Raw genomic sequence first — 18,863 nt, 5'->3', positions numbered from 1 at the left:
TATTCAGCGGTACGCGGGGTGCGTACGCCTTCGAAAGGAACCGACATGCTGGAGCAGCTCAAGGAAATCCTGTCAAACAAGCTCAAGGTGTCGCCCGAGTCGATCACTCCGGGGGCCACCCGGGAGGACATCGAGCTGGACTCGCTGGCCGTCGTGGAGCTGTCGCTGCTGCTGAAGTCCGAGCTGGACCTGGACATCAGCGACGACGACCTCCTGGAGGCCGAGACCGTGGCCGACATGGTCCGGCTGATGGAGGAGCGGAGCGCGAAGGTCTGATGGCCGGGATGGACATCGCCGTCACCGGGCTCGGCCTGGTGACCCCGGGTGGTATCGGGGTCGGGCCGAGTTGGGCGGCGGTCTGCGACGGCAGGCCGGCCGCCGCCCTCGATCCGGTGCTGGCGAACAACCCCGTACAGATTTCCTGCCGAGTGCCCGCCTTCGACCCCGAGACCCTGCTGAGTGCGCGACGGGCCCACCGTCTGGACAGGTTCGTGCAGTTCGCGCTGGTCGCCGCGCACGAGGCGGTGGCCGACGCGGGCCTCGACCCGCAGACCTGGGACGGCGCGCGGGTGGGGGTGGTGCTGGGATGCGCCGACGGCGGTCCTGGCACCGTCGAGGAACAGCACCATGTGCTGCGCGAGCAGGGCGCCGACCGGGTGTCGCCGCTGCTGCTGCCCATGCAGCTGCCGAACATGCTGGCCGGTCAGACGGCCATCGAGTTCGGGGCGACCGGACCCAACCTGGTGGTGGCCACCGCCTGCGCCTCGGGCGCGACCGCCATCGGTACGGCCCGGGACCTGCTGGCGCTCGGCCGGTGCGACATCGTGCTGGCCGGCGGCAGCGAGGCCATGATCACCCCACTGGTCATGGCCGGGTTCGCGCAGATGGGCGCGCTGTCCAAGCGGCACGACGACCCGGCGGCCGCCTCCCGCCCGTTCGACGTGGACCGGGACGGCTTCGTCGCCGGTGAGGGCGCCGGGATCCTCGTGATGGAACGCGTCGCGGACGCCCGCGCACGTGGCGCGCACATCCACGGCCGGATCATCGGGTACGGCGCCACCGCCGACGCCCACCACATGACCTCGCCGCACCCGGACGGCACCGGCATCGAGGCAGCCGTGCGAGCGGCTCTCGCCGACGCCGGCGCCGATCCGGACGATGTGCAGCACGTCAACGCCCATGGGACTTCGACCCCGCTCAACGATCTGTCGGAGGCCCGCATGATCCAGCGGACCCTGCGCGGTGATCCGCTGGTCACCTCCACGAAGGGAGTCACCGGTCATCTGCTCGGCGCCGCCGGCGCGGTCGAGGCCGCGTTCGCCGTGCTGAGCGTCGAGCACGAGATGATTCCGCCCGTCGCCAACCTGGTCCTGCCCGATCCACGGATCGAGATCAAGTTGGCCCAGACCGCTACGGAGATGCCGATCGACCTGGCTCTGAGCAACTCGCTGGGGTTCGGTGGGCAGAACACGGCACTGGCCATCGCACCTGCCTAGGCAACCGCCCGGGTCGGTGGTCCGGCGGCTGCGGGTGTTCTGTGGCTGGTCGCGCCCACGCGGCGAAGCCGCACATCGACAGAGCGCCCGCGCCCCTTCAGGGCGCTTCCACAGCCGTCTGCGGAGAACCTCTGCGGGCGGCTGTCCCCCTTTTCCCGTCCCTCTCCCCTGCTCTGGAGTTCCCATGTCCACCAGTGGTTCCCCGCCCGCGTCCGGCCGGCTCGGCACCGGGCACATCCTCTTTCTGATCGTCGCCGCCGCGGCCCCGCTGTCCGCGATGGTCGGCACCGTGCCGCTCGCGTTCGCCTTCGGTGACGGCGCGGGCGTACCGGCTGCCTTCCTGTTCGCCGGGGTCACCCTGCTGTGCTTCTCGGTCGGCTACGCGGTCAGCGCCCGACGCACCGGAGGCTCCGGCGGCTTCTACGCCTCCGTGGCCGACGGACTCGGCCGGCCGCCCGCGGTCGCCGCCGGCTATGTCGCCCTGCTCTCCTACAACTGCGCGACCATCGGCCTCGCGGGCGCGCTCGGCTACTTCACCCAACTGGTCTTCGCGGCCCACGGGCTGACGGTGTCCTGGGAGTGGTGCGCGGCCGTCGGCCTGCTGCTGACGGCCGTCCTCGGCTACCGGGAGATCGCGCTCAGCGCCCGCGTGCTCGCGCTGCTGATGCTCGGTGAGATCGGGGTCCTGGCCGCCCTGGACGTGGCGATCCTCGCCCGGCACGGCCTGCACGCCCTGCCCACCGACTCGTTCTCCCCGCACGTCGCCACAGGGCACGGCGTCGGTGTCTCGCTGATGTTCGCGTTCGTCTCCTTCATCGGCTTCGAGTCGGCGTCCCTGTACGGCAAGGAGGCGAAGGACCCGCGGCGCAGCGTGCCCCGCGCCACCTATGCGGCCGTCGTCCTGATCGCCGGCTTCTACGCCCTCACCAGCTGGCTGGCGGTCGGCGCGGTCGGCAGCGACAAGGTGCGCGAGGTCGCGGGCAAGCAGATGGGCGACCTGTTCTTCGTCCTCGGTGACGACTTCCTCGGCAAGGCGGGCAGCACCGGGCTGCAGATCCTGCTCTGCACCAGCCTGTTCGCGGCGACACTGGCCCTGCACAGCGCCGCCAACCGCTACGCCCAGGTCCTCGCCGAGGACGGTCTGCTGCCCGGCGGCCTGGCCGCGGAGCACCCGCGGCACCGCTCCCCGCACCGGGCGAGCCTCGCGCAGAGCGCGCTGACCACGCTGGTCGTCGCCGGTTTCGCCGTCGCCGGTCTCGACCCGTACGCCGACCTGACCACCAGCATGCTGGGCCTCGGCACCCTCGGCATCGTCGCCCTGCAGGCGCTGGCCGCGCTGTCCGTGCTCGGGCTGCGGCTGCGCAGCGGCAGCGGGCACTGGTGGCGGGAGGTGCTCGCCCCGCTGCTGGGTTTCGCGGGCCTGGCCGCCTCGGTGTGGCTGGTGGTCGGCAACTTCGACATGCTCACCGGCTCGCCGTCCGAGGTCATCGCGGCCCTGCCCTGGCTGCTGCCGGCGGTGGCGCTGGGCGGCCTGCTGTATGCAGCGTGGCTGCGCTCGGCCCGCCCGCTGCGCTACCGCCTGCTCGGCACCCGCCACACCGCGGCCCCCGTGCCGGAGCCGTCCCCCGCCTCCCCCGCCCTGTCAGGAGACCGCCATGCTTGATCCGAACGAGCTGATCGAGGCCGGTCCGGACGCCGTACGGCGCCTGGCCCGCCGCCGCTACGACCTCGACCTCGACGTCCTGGGCTCCGCGCTGCGCGCCCGCTCGGCCACCCAGGCCGAGGTCACCCGGCTGCGCACCGAGCTGAACCGGACCGCCAAGGCCCGCCGCTCCGGCCCGCCCACGGAGGCGGAGAAGGAGACCGCCCGCGCGCTGCGCACGGAGGTGCAGCAGGCGGAGGGCGCCGCCCGCACGGCCGCCGGCGAGCTGACCGAGCTGCTGCTCGGTATCCCCAACCTGCCGCTGGACGCCGTACCGGACGGCGACTCGGAGAAGGAGGCGGTGGAGATACGGCGCGGGGGTCCGGCCCCGCGTCCGGCGGAGGGCGCCCGTCACCACGCGGAGATCGGCGACGCGCTCGGCATCCTCGACTCCCCCGCCGCGGCCAGGCTCTCCGGCGCCCGGTTCAGCGTCTCGCACGGTGCCGGGGCCCGTCTGGAGCGTGCCCTCGGGGACTTCTTCCTCGACCTGCACACCCGGGAGCACGGCTACACCGAGCAGTCGGTGCCGTTCCTGGTCGGCCGCGACACCATGACCGGCACCGGGCAGCTGCCCAAGTTCGAGGAGGACCTGTTCCGCACCCAGGTCGGCGACCGCGAACTGTTCCTGATCCCGACCGCCGAGGTGCCGCTGACCAACCTGGTGGCCGGACAGCTCCTGGACGCGCGGACGCTGCCGTACGCGTTCACCGCGCGCACCCCCTGCTTCCGCGCGGAGGCCGGGGCGTACGGCCGGGACACCCGGGGCGTGCTGCGGCTGCACCAGTTCGAGAAGGTGGAGCTGGTGCGGATCTGCGCGCCGGAGGAGGCCCAGGAGCAGCTGGAGCTGATGGTCTCGCAGGCGGAGGAGTGCCTGCGCCGGCTCGAACTGTCCTTCCGTACGGTGCTGCTGCCCGCGGGCGACATGGGCTTCTCGGCCCGGATGACGTACGACATCGAGGTGTGGCTGCCGGGCGGCGGCTCCTACCGGGAGATCTCCTCGGTGTCCGACTGCGGCACCTTCCAGGCCCGTCGCGCCGACATCCGGGTGAAGCGGGCCGACGGCCGCAAGACGCCGGCGGCCACCCTGAACGGCTCGGCGCTGCCGATCGGCCGGACCGTGGCCGCGCTGCTGGAGCAGGGCGCCCAGGAGGACGGCTCGGTGCTGCTGCCCGAGGTGCTGGTTCCCTACACCGGCTTCCGCCGGATACTGCCGGGCGGCGCGACCGAGTAACGCGTCGGAAAGGGGCGGGAGTCGAGGTCGCGGCCTCGACTCCCGCCCCTTTTGGGCACGTTGCTCACGCACCCATCATGTGCACTCCGCCGTCCACGTGCACGATCTCGCCCGTGGTGCGCGGGAAGAAGTCCGACAGCAGGGCCACGACCGCGCGGGCGGCCGGGTCCGGGTCGGTGAGGTCCCAGCCGGCCGGCGCCCGCTCGGTCTCCCAGACGTCGGCCAGCTGCGAGAAGCCGGGGATGGACTTGGCGGCCATGGAGCGCAGCGGTCCGGCCGCGACGAGGTTGCTGCGGATGCCGCGGCCGCCGAGGTCGCGGGCGAGGTAGCGGCTGGTGGACTCCAGGGCGGCCTTGGCGACACCCATCCAGTCGTAGTGCGGCCAGGCGACGGACGCGTCGAAGGTGAGCCCGACGACGGAGCCGCCGCGCCGCTCCAGCAGCGGCAGGCAGGCCGTGGTGAGGGACTTCAGGGAGTACGCCGAGACGTGCACGGCCGTGGACACGTCGTCCCAGGTGCCGTCCATGAAGGAGAAGGCGCCCTGGGGGCCGAAGGCGATGGAGTGCACGACGCCGTCGAGGGAGTCGACGTGCTCGCCGATCCGCTCGGCGAGGCTGTCCAGGTGGCCCTGGTCGGTGACGTCCAGCTCGATCACCGGGACAGGCTTGGGCAGCCGGGCCGCGATGCGCTCGATCAGGGTCAGCCGGCCGAAGCCGGTCAGCAGGACCTCGGCGCCCTCCTCCTGTGCGATCCGGGCCACGTGGAAGGCGATGGAGGCGTCCGTGACGACCCCGGTCACCAGGATCCGCTTGCCTGCGAGGATGCCGCTCATGCCACCGACACCCCCTTCGGCAGGGCGCTGACCAGCGGGGAGTCATAGTCCTGGGGGCCGAGGGAGCTGCCGCCGCCGGGTTCGCCGAGGCCCTCGAAGAAGGCGGCGTTGGACGCCGCGTGGTCGTCGCCCCATTCCTCGGGCAGGTCGCCCTGGAAGTAGATCGCGTCGACCGGGCACACCGGTTCGCAGGCCCCGCAGTCCACGCATTCGTCCGGATGGATGTACAGGGCGCGTTGCCCCTCGTAGATGCAGTCCACGGGGCATTCGTCGATGCAGGAGCGGTCCTTGACGTCGACGCAGGGCAGTCCGATGACGTAGGCCATGCTCAACTCCTAACGATGTCGGTCGGGTTCACCGGACGGGAGTGCCGGTGGTGCGCTCGCCCAGGGTCAGCACGGTGACGGCGAGGACGGTCATGGCCGCGGCGATGACGGCGAACAGGGCGCCGGCGCCGTGGTCCTCCAGGACGGGCAGCAGCACGAACGGCAGTGCGGCCGCGCTGAGTTTGGACAGCGAGTAGGCGGCGCCGGAGGCGGTGGCCCGGATCGCGGTGGGGTACTGCTCGGACAGATAGACGTGCGAGACGCTGGAGAAGACGTTGCTGAACAAGGTGTAGGCGAAGCCGCAGGTCACGATCAGCGCGGCCGAGTCGGCGTAGGCGAAGCCGAGTCCGGCGACGACCATCGCGGCCGCCGAGAGGGCGACCAGGGTGCGCCGCTCGATGCGGTCCACGACGGGCAGGACGAGGGCGGAGCCCACCGGGTAGCCGAGGAAGGACACTGCGGTGAAGCCGAGGCCCGCGACGATGCCGTACCCCTTGGCGGCGACGATCTGCGGGGCGAGCGTGCCGAAGCCGTAGTAGCCGACGACGGAGAGCACGCAGAACAGCCAGAGCACGAGGGTCCGGCGGAGCATGCCGGGCCGGAAGACGTCCCGCAGACGGGACTCCCCGGCGACCGGATCCGGCTGCGTGGGACCCGGCTTGTCCAGGCGCAGTCCGCGGCCCGCGGCCTCCGCCTCCATCCGGGCCACCAGCCGCTCCGCCTCCTCGGTCCGGCCGGTCGCGGCCAGCCAGCGCGGGGACTCGATCAGCTGCCGGCGCAGCACCCACACCACGGCCGAGCCGAGCGCGCCGAGCACGAACAGCCAGCGCCAGCCGGCCACGCCCAGCGGGGTCAGCGGGACCAGCCACAGAGCGGCGAAGCCCACCGCGGGCACTCCGCAGAAGGCGAGGGTGTAGGCCCAGGCGATGAACCGGCCGCGCTTCTTCGCGGGCAGCACGTCGGCCAGGTAGCAGTCGGAAAGGGCCTGTTCGGCGCCGATGCCGATACCGGCGAGAAAGCGGGTGACGATCAGCCAGGTGGCGTTCGGGGAGAAGGCGCCGAGCAGCGAGAAGACCGAGTAGATGGCGAGGTTGATCAGGAAGGCCCGGCGCCGGCCGAACCGGTCGGCGATCCGGCCGAGCGTCAGGGAACCGATGAACTGGCCGACGAACACGGAGGCCAGGACGAGCTTGAGCGAGGTGGTACCGAAGCCGAAGTCGCTCTGCAGCACCTTGCCGATGGTGCCCGACAGGTTGTTCTCGAAAGTGTCGAAGAACAGGCCGATACCGATGACCGCGGTGAGTCTGCGGTGCAGGGGAGTGATCGGCATGCGGTCCAGGCGGACCCCGATCGGGGCGGGAGCGGTGACACCGCCCGCCGCCGCAGTGGTCTGGGACATGGGGCTGGCTCCTTTGGGGACTTCTTGCGACCACGTGTGTCGCTCCTGGGGAAGGAACCGCCCGGGCCCGCCGGCGGGCCCGGGCGTGCGGCCCGGGGGCCGGGATGTGGGGGGTGTGGGGTGGTGAGTGGGGTGAGAGGCGTGCTGGGTACGGGGGTGCAACTCCCCTGGGGCACGGGGAACTGCGCGCTCGGCCACCGGGGACCCGCACCGGCACGCGGCCTGTGCCCCGGCGGCGCTCCCCGTGGTGTGATCAGGCCGCTTCCACGGCCCGGCGCCGGAGCTGCTCCTCCACGTCACCGCTCCGGACGGGCGCGCTGACCTCGTGCAGATAGGCGGCGACCTCGCGGTACGAGGCCCAGAACCCGACCTCGTGGTACGGCACCCCGCGCTCGGCGCAGTACTCCATCGTCAGCTCCCGGGCACGCCCCAGGTTCTTCTGCGGCATCGCCGGGAACAGGTGGTGCTCGACCTGGTAGTTGAGGCCGCCGTAGAGGAAGTCGACCAGCCGGTTGGGCCGGATGTTGCGGGAGGTGAGGACCTGGCGCTCCAGCCAGTCCAGGGTCTCCTCCTCGCCGTCGCGGACGTCCATGCCCTTGTGGTTCGGGGCGAAGATCATTCCGAAGTAGACACCGAGGGCGGCGTGCTGGACCAGGATGAAGGCGACCGCGAGGCCCGGGGACAGAAGGGTGAAGACGAGGCCGAGGTAGACGGCCGCGCGCGCCAGGATGAGGAACGTCTCCAGGACCGGCCGCTTGGTCTTGCCCTGGACGATCGACAGGACGGCCGTCTTCAGCATCTTGAAGCCCTCGAGCACCAGCAGCACGAAGAACAGCACGCTCTGGTAGCGCACCACGAACTTCTGGGTGCCCTTGCGGCTCGGGTACTGCTTGAGGTCGAAGATGGCGGTGCGCCGGCCGATGTCCGGGTCCATGTCCAGGTGGTTGGGGTTGCTGTGGTGCCGGTTGTGGTGGTTGACCCACCAGCCGTAGCTGACACCGTTGACCAGGTTGGCGTGGATGTAGCCGACCGCCGAGGCGGCCTTCTTGCTGCGGAACATCGCCTTGTGGCCGGCGTCGTGCCACATGAACGCCGACTGGCCGCCGCACAGGCCCATCCACAGGGCCGTGAGCAGCTGCCACCAGGAGTCGCCCAGCTCGAAGAAGGCGGCGAACCCGATCAGCAGCAGGGTGGTGTTGAGGGCCAGCCTGCCCACGTAGTACCGGGGGTCGAGATCGAGGAGACCCTCGGCCTTGACCCGCTTGAGCAGTTCGGCGAAGGTCGCCGAGGCACCGGTGCGCTGCCCGGCGGCGCCGGCGCCTCCACCGGCGGCCACTGCCCCGGCTTCTTGTATGTGCGGACGCTGCATGCGTTGCTCTCCTTGGGAGAAGTGCCCGGATCGGGCGGCGGCGCCGCTGCCCCGCGGACCTGCGGGCGCCGCGAGTCGACAAGGCTCCCGCGTGCGGTCATCGGTCGCGGGACAGGGCCTGGGGTCCGCCCGGCGGACCCGGACGGCGGGAGCACGGTGCGGTGTTCCCGGGCCCGGACCGCCGGGCGAACGTGTGTCCAGCGTTCCGTGGAGCGCTGATGTGGCACTGATGCCGGTCTGATCGGAGGTGCCGGGCCGGGCTCAGGCGGCCGCCCCGGTGCGCAGCCGCTCGTCGAGGGCGCGCACGACCGAGTCGGCGGCCTCGGCGACGGCCTCGTCGTCGGGGGCTCCGATGACGGCCATCAGCTGCTCGACCATGGCGTGCTGGAGTTCTTCGGTGGACTGGCTCATGTCGCGACTCCTGTCGGCAAAGAGGTGGGCGGGTGACGGTCAGAAGGCGTTGCAGGCACGGAAGATGTGCGCGAAGCCGGGCAGCGAGGCCTGCGGGCCGTCGAAGGCGACATACTCGGGAATCAGCAGGTCGGGGGCCCACTTCTGCTTGTACGACAGCTGCGTCTGGGCCGGGTACAGGGCCGCGCCCTCGGCCCACAGGGCGTGCATCAGCCACTGGAACGCGGGGCTGTGCCCGTCGAGTTCGTGGTTCGCGTCCAGGCCGGTGAACGGCGTGAACCCGAAGTGCAGCCACTCGACGCCCTCGGCCCGGAACACCTCGATGGCGTGCGCGTTGATGGCCTCCATGAGGCCCGGGGAGCCCTCGGGGATACGGCGGCTGAGGTCGTGCATCCAGCCGGCCCGGCTGCCGTAGACCGGCGAGTACGAGATGTACGCGACCGGCGCTCCGTCGATGGTGCCGACGAAGAGCCGGCGGTGGGCCTGGGCCTCGCCGCCGATCTGGCCGACGAGGAACTCCAGTTGCTGGGCACCGCCCTTGGAGCCGAGCCAGGCCTGGTCGATGGCGCTGATGGCGTCCTGCACGTCGGCCGCGTCGGCCTCCTGGATCTGCAGGCCGTTGCGGTGGGCGCGGGAGATCTTGTTGCGCAGCTGCATGAACCTGGTGCCGCGCAGGGTGAACTCGGCGAGGCTCACCGCCCAGGAGGCGCCGACCTGGTTGACGGTGCAGCCGAGCCGGGCGTAGCGCTCGGCGTCGCTGCGCTGGAGCTGGACGCCGACGAGGGTGAGGCCTTCGTCGCGGACGTACTGCCGGAAGGCCTCCAGGAGGGTGCCGTAGTCCCGCTCGGCGGCGAACGGGCCGCCGAACTGCACGGCGTAGCGGCCGGTGCGGCGGTAGACGACCACACCGTCCGCACCCGGGACGGTGAAGGTACTGTTTCCGCTGTTGAGCGTCAGGAACGAACTCGGGTTCTCGCTTGCGGTGTGGCTGCGTATGGCGTCGAGAACCGGGTTTCCCGTAACGGTTTCGGTGGTGGTCGCGGTCATTCCCGTACCCCTTTCTGGAGTGTTTTCCATCCAGGGGAGTACAGCACCGAGTGGACGTCCGAGAAAAGGGCCACAAGGAATTCATTGCCTATGTCAGAAGCGTGTCAGCATTCCGTCAGCGGGTGCTGGCACTGTTGTTCCCGTGAACGGCACGGGAAACCGGAGCCGGGAGCGAGGAGAGGTGCCCGGAGTGGCTGATCGGGGACCGTGAGCACGCCTCTAGGTCGGGTCGGCAACGACCCACGCAGGTTCAAATCCTGCCCTCTCCGCCACGAAGTCACCGGGGAAGCGACAGTCGACCGGAAATTCCGAGCACGGATCGTCTTGAATTCACGGATCCGGCGCACGGAATAGACTTTTCCCCACCCGGTACCGGGCCAAAGGCGGCTCGGCACCGGATGTCCAAGGAGCCGCCGGCCGCCCCCCGTCCCGGCGGAACAACCGCCCCGGCGGGCCGTCCAGGAAGCAGAGGCCCGCCGGGGCGCGGTGCGTTCGGCCATCCTCTCCTGCACCGCGGCGCGACCCAGAAAGAAACAGCTTCGCCAGGAATTGTCACCAAGGGGGGAAGACATGCTGAGGTTCTCCGTACTCGGGGCACTGCAGATACTCACCGCCGTCGGTCCGGCGGACGTCTCCGGCGATCTGCAGCGCACCCTGGTGCAGACCCTGCTGGTCAGCGAGGGGCAGCCGGTGTCCGGGGAGAGCCTGGCCGAGGAGATGTGGGGCGACTGCGTCCCCGACAACCAGGCCAACGCGCTCCAGGCCCATGTCAGCAGGCTGCGCCGCAGACTCCGTGACCTGGAGCCGGACCGGCCCTCCTCCCGGGTGACCATCCATCCCTCCGGTTACCGGCTCGGTGTCGGGGAGGGCGAGCTGGACGCGGCCGAGTTCATCAGGGCGGTGCGGCTGGCCGAGTCCGCCGCACCGGACGACGCGGCCCGCACCGCGCGGCTGCTCGGCGAGGCGCTCGGGATGTGGCGCGGCCCCGTGTTCGGCGGATTCACGGCCGGGACGCTGTGCCAGCTGGCGGGCGCCCGCTACGAGGAGCACCGGATGCGGGCCATGGAGCTGCGCTTCGACGCCGAGTTACGGCTCGGCCGGCACGCCGCGGTCCTCGCGGAACTGTCCGAGGCACACACCAACCACCCCTTGCGGGAACGCTTCTGCGAGCAGCTGATGATCGCCCTGTACGGCTCGGGACGACAGGCCGACGCCCTCGACGTCTTCCGCCGGATGCGCCGCCACCTCGACGACGAACTCGGCATCCAGCCCTCCCCGGCCCTGCGCCGGGTCGAGAACGCGATCCTCGCCCACGACCCGGCCCTGACCGGCGACCTCCGCCTGCAACTGGCCTAGCGCGCAGACGGCTCGCGGAACGGGTGGACCGGTCCGCGTAAGCGTCCCGTCAGCACCCGGTCAGCCCACCTTGGCACGCTCGACGGGCAAGTGGAATCAACCCCCCTACCTTCGGAGGCCCCATGACCACGAGCCAGACCCCGGTGCAGGCGGCGACGCATACGCCCACCCGTACCGCAGCGGCCCGCCCGTTACGGACCTTCCTCGCGCTGGACGCGGCCGTGACCGCCGCCAACGGCCTGATCTATCTGCTCGCCGCCGGACCGGTCGGCGATCTGCTCGACCTCGACACCGGCTTCCTGCGGGGCATCGGCGTGTTCCTCACGGTGTACGGCGGCCTCGTCGCGCTGCTGGCGAGCCGTCCAATGCCGAACAAGGCCGCCACCAAGGCGGTCATCGAGGCCAACGCACTGTGGGCGGTGGCGTCCGTGGCCACCGCGGTCTTCGGCTGGTTCGACCCGAACACCGTCGGCACGGTGTGGACCGTGCTGCAGGCGGCCGTCGTGGGCGCGTTCGCCGTACTCCAGGCGAGCGGTCTGCGCCGGCTCGGCAACTGACGTTCCGTCATTTCAGGAAAGCAGGGGGAGACATGAGGTCCCAGGTCGAGGAACTGGACGGCATACGCGCGAGTGTGCTCGCCGGACCCGGTGAGAAGGCGACCGCCGCCCAGAAGGCCAAGGGCAAGCTCACCGTGCGCGAACGGATCGGCCTGCTCCTCGACGAGGGCTCGTTCCACGAGGTCGAACCCCTGCGCCGGCACCGGGCGACCGGTTTCGGCCTGGAGGCGAAGAGGCCGTACACCGACGGTGTCGTCACCGGCTGGGGCACGGTGGAGGGCCGCACCGTCTTCGTCTACGCCCATGACTTCCGGATCTTCGGCGGCGCGCTGGGCGAGGCCCACGCCGCCAAGATCCACAAGATCATGGACATGGCCATCGCGGCCGGTGCCCCTCTGGTCTCCCTGAACGACGGTGCGGGCGCCCGCATCCAGGAGGGCGTCACCGCCCTCGCGGGCTACGGCGGCATCTTCCGGCGCAACACGGCCGCGTCCGGTGTCATCCCGCAGATCAGCGTGATGCTCGGCCCGTGCGCCGGAGGTGCCGCCTACAGTCCCGCACTCACCGACTTCGTGTTCATGGTCCGTGAGACGTCCCAGATGTTCATCACCGGCCCGGACGTCGTCAAGGCGGTCACCGGTGAGGAGATCAGCCAGAACGGCCTGGGCGGGGCCGACGTGCACGCGGAGACCAGCGGCGTGTGTCACTTCGCGTACGACGACGAGGAGACCTGCCTGGAGGAGGTGCGCTACCTGCTCTCCCTCCTGCCCCGCAACAACCGCGAGAACCCGCCCCCGGTGCCCTGCGACGACCCGGCCGACCGGCGCTGCGAGGCGCTGGCCGACCTGGTGCCGGTCGACGGCAACCGGCCGTACGACATGGCCCGGGTGATCGAGGAGATCGTCGACGACGGCGAATATCTGGAGGTCCACCAGCGCTGGGCGCGGAACATCATCTGCGCGCTGGCCCGGCTGGACGGCCAGGTCGTCGGCGTCGTCGCCAACCAGCCGCAGACCCTGGCCGGCGTCCTGGACATCGAGGCTTCCGAGAAGGCGGCGCGCTTCGTGCAGATGTGCGACGCGTTCAGCATCCCGATCGTCACCCTGCTCGACGTCCCCGGGTTCCTCCCGGGCGTCGGCCAGGAGCACGGCGGCATCATCCGCCATGGCGCGAAACTGCTGTACGCCTACTGCGACGCGACCGTGCCCCGCATCTCCCTGATCCTCCGCAAGGCCTACGGGGGCGCCTACATCGTCATGGACTCCCAGTCGATCGGCGCCGACCTCACCTACGCCTGGCCCACCAACGAGATCGCCGTGATGGGCGCGGAGGGTGCCGCGAACGTCATCTTCCGCCGGCAGATCGCCGAGGCCGAGGACCCGGAGACCAAGCGTGCCGAGCTGGTCAAGGAGTACAAGGCCGAGCTGATGCACCCGTACTACGCGGCCGAACGCGGCCTGGTGGACGACGTGATCGACCCGGCCGACACCCGTTCCGTGCTCATCGGAGCGCTGGCGATGCTGCGCACCAAGCACGCGGAGCGCCCCGCCCGCAAACACGGCAACCCCCCTCAGTGACGGAGGTCCCCATGTCCCCCACGTCCCCCGCGTCCCTGGCTCCGCCCATCCGCGTCGAGAAGGGCGAGGCCACGCAGGAGGAGCTGGCCGCGCTGGCGGTGCTGCTGCTCAGCCGCAGCGCCCTGGCCGGGGCCGGCACCGATCCCGCCACCCCGGGCACCACCTCGTGGCGCCCGCACGCCTTTCACGCGCCGCACAGCTGGCAGCGATCCTGACGGGTCACGGGGCGCACGCCGAGGGGCCCGGCACGCACCGGTGTGCCGGGCCCCTCGGCGTACGGGCGGCTCACTTCTTGGCGAGCTCGACGTCCTGCCCCGTGGTGACCTTGACGTCCTTCTTGTCGGTGACCTTGACGTCCTGGTCCTTGATGGCCTTGACGCCCTGGCCCTCGATGATCCTGATCACCTTGACCGCCTGGCCCTTGGCGAGCTTGACGCCCTGGTCCTCGGTGGCCTTCACACCCTGGTCCTCGGTGGCCTTGACGTCCTGCTCCTTGGTGGCCTTGGCGTCCTGCTCCTTCGTGGCCTTGACGTCCTGCGTCTTCGTGAGCTTGACGTCCTGGGCCTTGATCGCGTGGAAGGCCGGCAGCAACAGGATGCCGCCGGCGCGCAGTTCGGTGACCGTGGCCTCCACACGGGCCTTGCCGGCCTTGACGGAGTCGGCCGAGGCCTTGCCGGAGTTCTCCCAGTGGTGCTCGGCGCCGTCGCACTGGGCGAGCGTGCCGCCGATGCCGTGCCTGACGTCGGATTCGTCCTGGCCGATCGAGGAGCTGACGAAAACCGGTCCGATGGCGCCGGTGCAGCGGTAGGTGCCGGAAAGAGTGATGGTGCCGTCCGGGGCGATGGTGCCGCTCGGGTCGACGGTCACGGTCTCGGACGGCCCTGCGGCGGCCGGGCCGGCGGCGACGCACAGCAGGGCGGCGGCGCCGAGGGCCGCCGCGAGGGCGGGGCGTAGGGGCATGGGGACCTCCCGGAGTTCATGGGTGAGGCTCCACTGGTACCGGGCGGCCGTGCAGTCTGGCGTGATCGTCACTCCATCGGTGGCGCGTCATGGAACCGTCCGGGAGTTGTCCGCAAGTTGTCACGCTTCACGGCGGACGGTTCCGGGGCGTTCACAGCGGGGGCATGTTCTGACCATGCCGGGCGGCGGCCGAACCCGCCGGCCCCCTCACATCCGATGTGGAGGTGCGCCATGTGCTCCTACCGAATCTCCTGCGCCGCGTCCGACGCCAGTACCCCGCACACCGTGGCCGCCCACCCCGAACAGGGCTGGGCCCTGCTGTGCGACGGCTCGATCGTCTTCGACGACACCGGGGAGCTGCACCCGGACGGCAGCGTGGTCCCGCCCCGGCGGGTCCCCGCCGAGCGGCTCGCGGTGGCGGCCTGACACCGGCTACGGCAGCACCGCGAACCCGTCCAGTTCCACCATCGCCTGCTCGTCCCACAGCCGTACGACCCCCACGACCGCCATCGCCGGATAGTCCCGGCCGGCCAACCGCTGCCAGATGCGGCCCAGTTGGCGGACCTGGGTGCGGTAGGCGGCGACGTCGGTGGCGTAGACGGTGACGCGGGCGAGGTCGCCGGGGGTGCCGCCGGCCGCGTCGAGTGCGGCGAGCAGGTTGGTGAGCGCCTTCTCGAACTGCTCGGGGAGCGTGCCCCCGGTGACCTTGCCGTCGGCGTCGAGGGCGGTCTGGCCCGCCAGGAACACCACGCGGGAGCCGGAGGCGACCACGGCATGGGAGAAGCCCGTGGGCGGGGACAGGTCGGGCGGGTTGATGCGCTCGGTCGTCACCGGACCTCCCCGTCGCGCGTGACGGCGTACAACTCCTTGGCGATGATGCCCCGTTGGACCTCGCTCGCGCCCTCGTAGATACGCGGTGCGCGCACCTCCCGGTAGAGATGTTCGAGCAGGTGGCCACGGCGCAGGGCGCGGGCGCCGTGCAGCTGGACGGCGGTGTCCACGACGTACTGCGCGGTCTCGGTGGCGAGCAGCTTGGCCATCGCGGCACGCCGTGGCACCTCGGGGGCACCCTCGTCGTACGCCGTCGCCGCCGCGTACACCATCAGCCGGGCCGCCTCGGTGCGCAGGGCCATCTCGGCGACCTGGTGGGACACGGCCTGCAGGTCCATCAGCTTCTTGCCGAACGCGTCCCGCCCGCGGGTGTGGTCGAGGGTGGCGTCGAGCGCCGCCTGGGCCATGCCGACGGCGAAGGCTCCGACGCTGGGCCGGAAGAGGTTGAGGGTGCCCATGGCGACGGCGAAGCCGCGGTCGGCCTCGCCGAGTACGTCGTCGGCGGTGACCGTGACGGCGTCGAAGTCGAGGGCGCCGATGGGGTGCGGCGAGAGCATGTCCAGCGCGGAGCCGGTCAGACCGGGCCGGTCGGCGGGAACCAGGAAGGCGGTCACCCCACGGGCTCCGGCGCCGGGGGTGGTGCGCGCGAAGACGGTGTAGAGGTCGGCCTCGGGGGCGTTGGAGATCCAGCACTTGGTGCCGGTGAGCCGCCAGCCGGATGAGCCGTCCGGCTCGGCCGCGAGGGCGAGGGCCGCCGCGTCCGAGCCCGCGCCGGGCTCGCTCAGCGCGAAGGCCGCCACCGCGCTGCCGTCGGCCACCCGGGGCAGCCAGCGCTCGCGCTGGGCGGCGGTGCCGTGGGCGTGCACGGGGTGGGCGCCCAGGCCCTGGAGGGCGAGCGCGGTCTCGGCCTCGGTGCAGGCCTGGGCCAGGGACTCCCGCATCAGGCACAGATCGAGCGCACCGGACGCGAACAGTCTTTCCAGCAGGCCGAGTCGGCCGAGTTCGGCGAGCAGCGGCCGGTTGACCCGGCCCGGTTCGCCCTTGTCGGCGAGCGGGCGCAGCCGTTCGGCGGCCAGCATGCGCAGCTCGGCACACCAGGCGGTCTGCTCCGGTTCGAGTGAGAATGCGGGCACTGGCCGGTCCTCCCTCCACGGCGGGGCACCACGGCCCCGGTCACGCCCTCAGGGGGGCGCACCCCTCGACGTTATCGCGCAAGGTTGACTGCCGTCACCAACACGATACGCTCGATGCGCAAGTCCTCCAGGACGCCCGAGCCCACCAGGACGCCCGTCTCGACGTTTGTCACGGCAAGGGGGCGAACCGCCATGCACGTCTCGGCCCACGTCGACACCTTCGCGCGCGACCATCTCCCGCCGCCGGACGAGTGGCCCGAGCTGCGCTTCGACCTGCCCGAGCTCCGCTACCCCGAACGGCTGAACTGCGCCGTCGAACTCCTCGGCCGCACCGACCCCGGCCGTCCGGTCTTCCACACCCCGGCCGGCCCCGCCTGGACGTACGGCGACCTGCGCGCCCGCGTCGACCGCATCGCCCACGTGCTCACCGGCGACCTGGGCGTCGTACCCGGCAACCGTGTCCTGCTGCGCGGCCCCACCAACCCCTGGCTGGCGGCCTGCTGGCTGGCGGTGCTCAAGGCGGGCGCGGTCGCGGTCACCGTGCTCGCCCAGCAGCGCCCGCACGAGCTGGCCACGATCTGCGAGATCGCCCGGGTCCGGCACGCGCTGTGCGACGTCCGGGCCGTGGACGACCTGGCGAAGGCCGAGATCCCGGGCCTGCGCATCACCACGTACGGCGGTGACGCACCCGACGACCTGCTGCACCGCCCGGCACCCGGCACCCCCTACCCGGCCGTCGACACCGCGGCCGACGACGTGGCCCTGATCGCGTTCACCTCCGGCACCACGGGTCGCCCGAAAGGGTGTATGCACTTCCACCGGGATGTGCTGGCCATAGCCGACACCTTCTCCCGGCATGTGCTGCGCCCCCACGAGGACGATGTCTTCACCGGCAGCCCTCCGCTCGGCTTCACCTTCGGCCTCGGCGGACTGGTCGTCTTCCCGCTGCGGGCCGGCGCCAGCGCCCTGCTGCTCGAGCAGGCCGGCCCTCGTCAGCTGCTGCCCGCGATCGCCGAGCACCGGGTCTCCGTCCTGTTCACCGCGCCGACCGCGTACCGGGCGATGCTCGACCACCTGGACGGGCACGACATCTCGTCCCTGCGGCGCTGTGTGTCGGCCGGCGAGAACCTGCCCGCGGCCACCTGGCGGGCCTGGCAGGAGCGCACCGGGCTGCGCATCATCAACGGCATCGGCGCCACCGAGCTGCTGCACATATTCGTCTCCGCGGCCGACGAGCGGATCAGACCCGGCACGACGGGCATCCCGGTGCCGGGCTGGCAGGCGCGTGTCCAGGACACGAACGGCGAGCCGGTGCCCGACGGCGAGCCCGGCCTGCTCGCGGTCCGCGGTCCGGTCGGCTGCCGCTATCTCGCCGACCCACGGCAGCGGGAGTACGTGCGCGGCGGCTGGAACGTGACCGGCGACACCTATGTCCGCGAGAGCGACGGCTACTTCCGCTATGTGGCCCGCGCCGACGACATGATCATCTCCGCCGGGTACAACATCGCCGGACCGGAGGTGGAGGACGCGTTGCTGCGCCACCCGGACGTGGTCGAGACGGCGGTCGTCGGCCGGCCCGACGAGGCGCGCGGCCAGGTGGTGGTGGCGTACACCGTGCTGCGGGACGGGGCCCGGCGGGACACCGAGGGCCTGCGCACCTTCCTCAAGTCCGAACTGGCGCCCTACAAATGTCCGCGCGAGTTCGTCTTCCTCGACGCCCTGCCCCGTACGGCCACCGGCAAACTGCAGCGGTTCCGGCTGCGCAGCGAAGGCGACCAGCAGTGACACCGACGACCTAAAATGATCAACGTGTCCGAGCAGCACGCCCCCAGGTCCCTCATCGTCACGCTCTACGGCGCGTACGGCCGCTTCATGCCCGGCCCGGTGCCCGTCGCCGAGCTGATCCGGCTCCTGGCCGCGGCCGGGGTGGACGCGCCCTCCGTGCGGTCCTCGGTGTCCCGGCTCAAACGCCGCGGCCTGCTGCTGCCGGCCCGCACGCGGGCCGGCGCCGCCGGGTACGAACTCTCGCCCGAGGCACGCCAGTTGCTGGACGACGGCGACCGCCGCATCTACGCGACCACGCCTCCCGAGGACGAGGGCTGGGTCCTCGCGGTCTTCTCCGTCCCCGAGTCGGAGCGGCAGAAGCGGCACGTGCTGCGCTCCCGGCTGTCCGGCCTGGGCTTCGGCACGGCGGCGCCCGGGGTGTGGATCGCCCCGGCCCGTCTGTACGAGGAGACCCGGCACACCCTGCGCCGCCTGCGTCTCGACCCGTACGTCGACTTCTTCCGCGGTGAGCACCTCGGCTTCGCCCCCACCCCCGAGGCCGTCACCCGCTGGTGGGACCTCTCGGCGATCGCCAAGGAACACGAACGCTTCCTCGACACCCACGCCCCCGTCCTGCACGCCTGGCAGCACCGCACGGACACCCCGCCCGAGGAGGCCTACCGCGACTATCTCCTCGCCCTCGACTCCTGGCGCCACCTCCCCTACACCGACCCCGGCCTGCCCACACATCTCCTCCCCACCGACTGGCCGGGCGTCCGCTCGGCGGAGGTGTTCCGGGGACTGCACGAGCGGTTGCGGGACACGGGGGCCGAGTTCGCGGGGGTGCCGGAAGCGACCGGGTGAGGGCCGCG

At 71.6% G+C, this 18,863-nt stretch carries 20 protein-coding genes and 1 tRNA gene; 12 read left to right on the top strand and 9 right to left on the bottom strand.

What is annotated here, in order from left to right:
- The first annotated feature begins 45 nt into the window (after nt 1-45).
- From ACIRU3_RS09290 to serS, 4 genes are all read left to right on the top strand, one after another.
- Nucleotides 46-276 carry a phosphopantetheine-binding protein gene (locus ACIRU3_RS09290; RefSeq protein WP_404053676.1) on the top strand — a complete coding sequence of 77 codons (231 nt, stop codon included), beginning with the start codon at nt 46-48 and terminating at the stop codon, nt 274-276.
- Nucleotides 276-1,496, top strand: a complete 1,221-nt coding sequence (locus ACIRU3_RS09285; RefSeq protein WP_404053673.1) for a beta-ketoacyl-[acyl-carrier-protein] synthase family protein — start codon at nt 276-278, stop codon at nt 1,494-1,496. The genes ACIRU3_RS09290 and ACIRU3_RS09285 overlap by 1 nt, the downstream gene beginning before the upstream one ends.
- 184 nt (nt 1,497-1,680) lie before the next feature.
- Nucleotides 1,681-3,159, top strand: a complete 1,479-nt coding sequence (locus tag ACIRU3_RS09280) for an APC family permease (protein ID WP_404053670.1) — start codon at nt 1,681-1,683, stop codon at nt 3,157-3,159.
- A complete protein-coding gene (gene serS / locus ACIRU3_RS09275; RefSeq protein WP_404053668.1) occupies nt 3,152-4,429 on the top strand; it encodes a serine--tRNA ligase in 1,278 nt (425 codons plus the stop codon). Before ACIRU3_RS09280 ends, serS begins: the two co-directional genes overlap by 8 nt.
- Before the next feature lie 64 nt (nt 4,430-4,493).
- Here the strand turns inward: serS and fabI are convergent, their stop codons facing one another.
- From fabI to ACIRU3_RS09245, 6 genes are all read right to left on the bottom strand, one after another.
- A complete protein-coding gene (fabI, locus tag ACIRU3_RS09270; RefSeq protein WP_404053666.1) occupies nt 4,494-5,261 on the bottom strand; it encodes an enoyl-ACP reductase FabI in 768 nt (255 codons plus the stop codon).
- Nucleotides 5,258-5,587, bottom strand: a complete 330-nt coding sequence (gene fdxA, locus ACIRU3_RS09265; protein ID WP_404053664.1) for a ferredoxin — start codon at nt 5,585-5,587, stop codon at nt 5,258-5,260. Before fdxA ends, fabI begins: the two co-directional genes overlap by 4 nt.
- Nucleotides 5,588-5,615: 28 nt before the next feature.
- Nucleotides 5,616-6,986: an MFS transporter gene (locus ACIRU3_RS09260; protein WP_404053661.1), complete on the bottom strand. Its 1,371-nt coding sequence runs from the start codon at nt 6,984-6,986 to the stop codon at nt 5,616-5,618.
- A 253-nt stretch (nt 6,987-7,239) separates the two neighbouring features.
- Nucleotides 7,240-8,355 (bottom strand): fatty acid desaturase family protein, encoded by a 1,116-nt coding sequence (locus tag ACIRU3_RS09255; protein WP_404053658.1) that lies wholly within the window; start codon nt 8,353-8,355, stop codon nt 7,240-7,242.
- 261 nt (nt 8,356-8,616) lie between these two features.
- On the bottom strand, nt 8,617-8,766 hold the full coding sequence (locus tag ACIRU3_RS09250) for a hypothetical protein (RefSeq protein ID WP_404053657.1): 150 nt from the start codon (nt 8,764-8,766) through the stop codon (nt 8,617-8,619).
- A gap of 39 nt (nt 8,767-8,805) precedes the next feature.
- Nucleotides 8,806-9,813 (bottom strand): DUF2156 domain-containing protein, encoded by a 1,008-nt coding sequence (locus ACIRU3_RS09245; protein WP_404053655.1) that lies wholly within the window; start codon nt 9,811-9,813, stop codon nt 8,806-8,808.
- Nucleotides 9,814-9,988: 175 nt separating this feature from the next.
- Between ACIRU3_RS09245 and ACIRU3_RS09240 the strand changes: the two genes are divergently transcribed.
- From ACIRU3_RS09240 to ACIRU3_RS09220, 5 genes are all read left to right on the top strand, one after another.
- Nucleotides 9,989-10,085: transfer RNA gene (locus tag ACIRU3_RS09240), tRNA-OTHER, on the top strand.
- Between the two features lie 298 nt (nt 10,086-10,383).
- Nucleotides 10,384-11,169, top strand: a complete 786-nt coding sequence (locus ACIRU3_RS09235; protein WP_404053652.1) for a BTAD domain-containing putative transcriptional regulator — start codon at nt 10,384-10,386, stop codon at nt 11,167-11,169.
- Nucleotides 11,170-11,291: 122 nt separating this feature from the next.
- The gene (locus tag ACIRU3_RS09230; RefSeq protein ID WP_404053650.1) at nt 11,292-11,726 is read left to right on the top strand and encodes a hypothetical protein; all 435 of its coding nucleotides are present in this window, start codon (nt 11,292-11,294) and stop codon (nt 11,724-11,726) included.
- A 32-nt stretch (nt 11,727-11,758) separates the two neighbouring features.
- Nucleotides 11,759-13,303: an acyl-CoA carboxylase subunit beta gene (locus ACIRU3_RS09225; protein ID WP_404053648.1), complete on the top strand. Its 1,545-nt coding sequence runs from the start codon at nt 11,759-11,761 to the stop codon at nt 13,301-13,303.
- 11 nt (nt 13,304-13,314) lie between these two features.
- The gene (locus tag ACIRU3_RS09220; protein ID WP_404053645.1) at nt 13,315-13,518 is read left to right on the top strand and encodes an acyl-CoA carboxylase epsilon subunit; all 204 of its coding nucleotides are present in this window, start codon (nt 13,315-13,317) and stop codon (nt 13,516-13,518) included.
- 70 nt (nt 13,519-13,588) lie between these two features.
- On the opposite strand, the gene ACIRU3_RS09215 is transcribed toward ACIRU3_RS09220, so the two are convergent.
- Entirely contained in the window at nt 13,589-14,263 is a 675-nt protein-coding gene (locus ACIRU3_RS09215; protein WP_404053642.1) for a DUF6299 family protein, read from the bottom strand.
- 231 nt (nt 14,264-14,494) lie between these two features.
- On the opposite strand from ACIRU3_RS09215, the gene ACIRU3_RS09210 reads away from it, so the two are divergent.
- Entirely contained in the window at nt 14,495-14,689 is a 195-nt protein-coding gene (locus ACIRU3_RS09210; RefSeq protein ID WP_404053639.1) for a DUF5999 family protein, read from the top strand.
- A gap of 6 nt (nt 14,690-14,695) precedes the next feature.
- On the opposite strand, the gene ACIRU3_RS09205 is transcribed toward ACIRU3_RS09210, so the two are convergent.
- Nucleotides 14,696-15,094: a RidA family protein gene (locus ACIRU3_RS09205; protein ID WP_404053636.1), complete on the bottom strand. Its 399-nt coding sequence runs from the start codon at nt 15,092-15,094 to the stop codon at nt 14,696-14,698.
- Entirely contained in the window at nt 15,091-16,227 is a 1,137-nt protein-coding gene (locus tag ACIRU3_RS09200) for an acyl-CoA dehydrogenase family protein (protein WP_404053633.1), read from the bottom strand. The genes ACIRU3_RS09205 and ACIRU3_RS09200 overlap by 4 nt, the downstream gene beginning before the upstream one ends.
- 192 nt (nt 16,228-16,419) lie before the next feature.
- Here ACIRU3_RS09200 and ACIRU3_RS09195 point away from each other — a divergent pair, with 192 nt between their 5' ends.
- Nucleotides 16,420-18,012 (top strand): AMP-binding protein, encoded by a 1,593-nt coding sequence (locus tag ACIRU3_RS09195; RefSeq protein ID WP_404053631.1) that lies wholly within the window; start codon nt 16,420-16,422, stop codon nt 18,010-18,012.
- Between the two features lie 15 nt (nt 18,013-18,027).
- Nucleotides 18,028-18,855 (top strand): PaaX family transcriptional regulator C-terminal domain-containing protein, encoded by an 828-nt coding sequence (locus ACIRU3_RS09190; protein ID WP_404053628.1) that lies wholly within the window; start codon nt 18,028-18,030, stop codon nt 18,853-18,855.
- Nucleotides 18,856-18,863 lie beyond the last annotated feature (8 nt).

The sequence above is a fragment of the Streptomyces sp. NPDC101151 genome, from assembly GCF_044768335.1.
Classification (GTDB): domain Bacteria; phylum Actinomycetota; class Actinomycetes; order Streptomycetales; family Streptomycetaceae; genus Streptomyces.
This window is presented reverse-complemented; position numbering and strand designations above follow the sequence as displayed.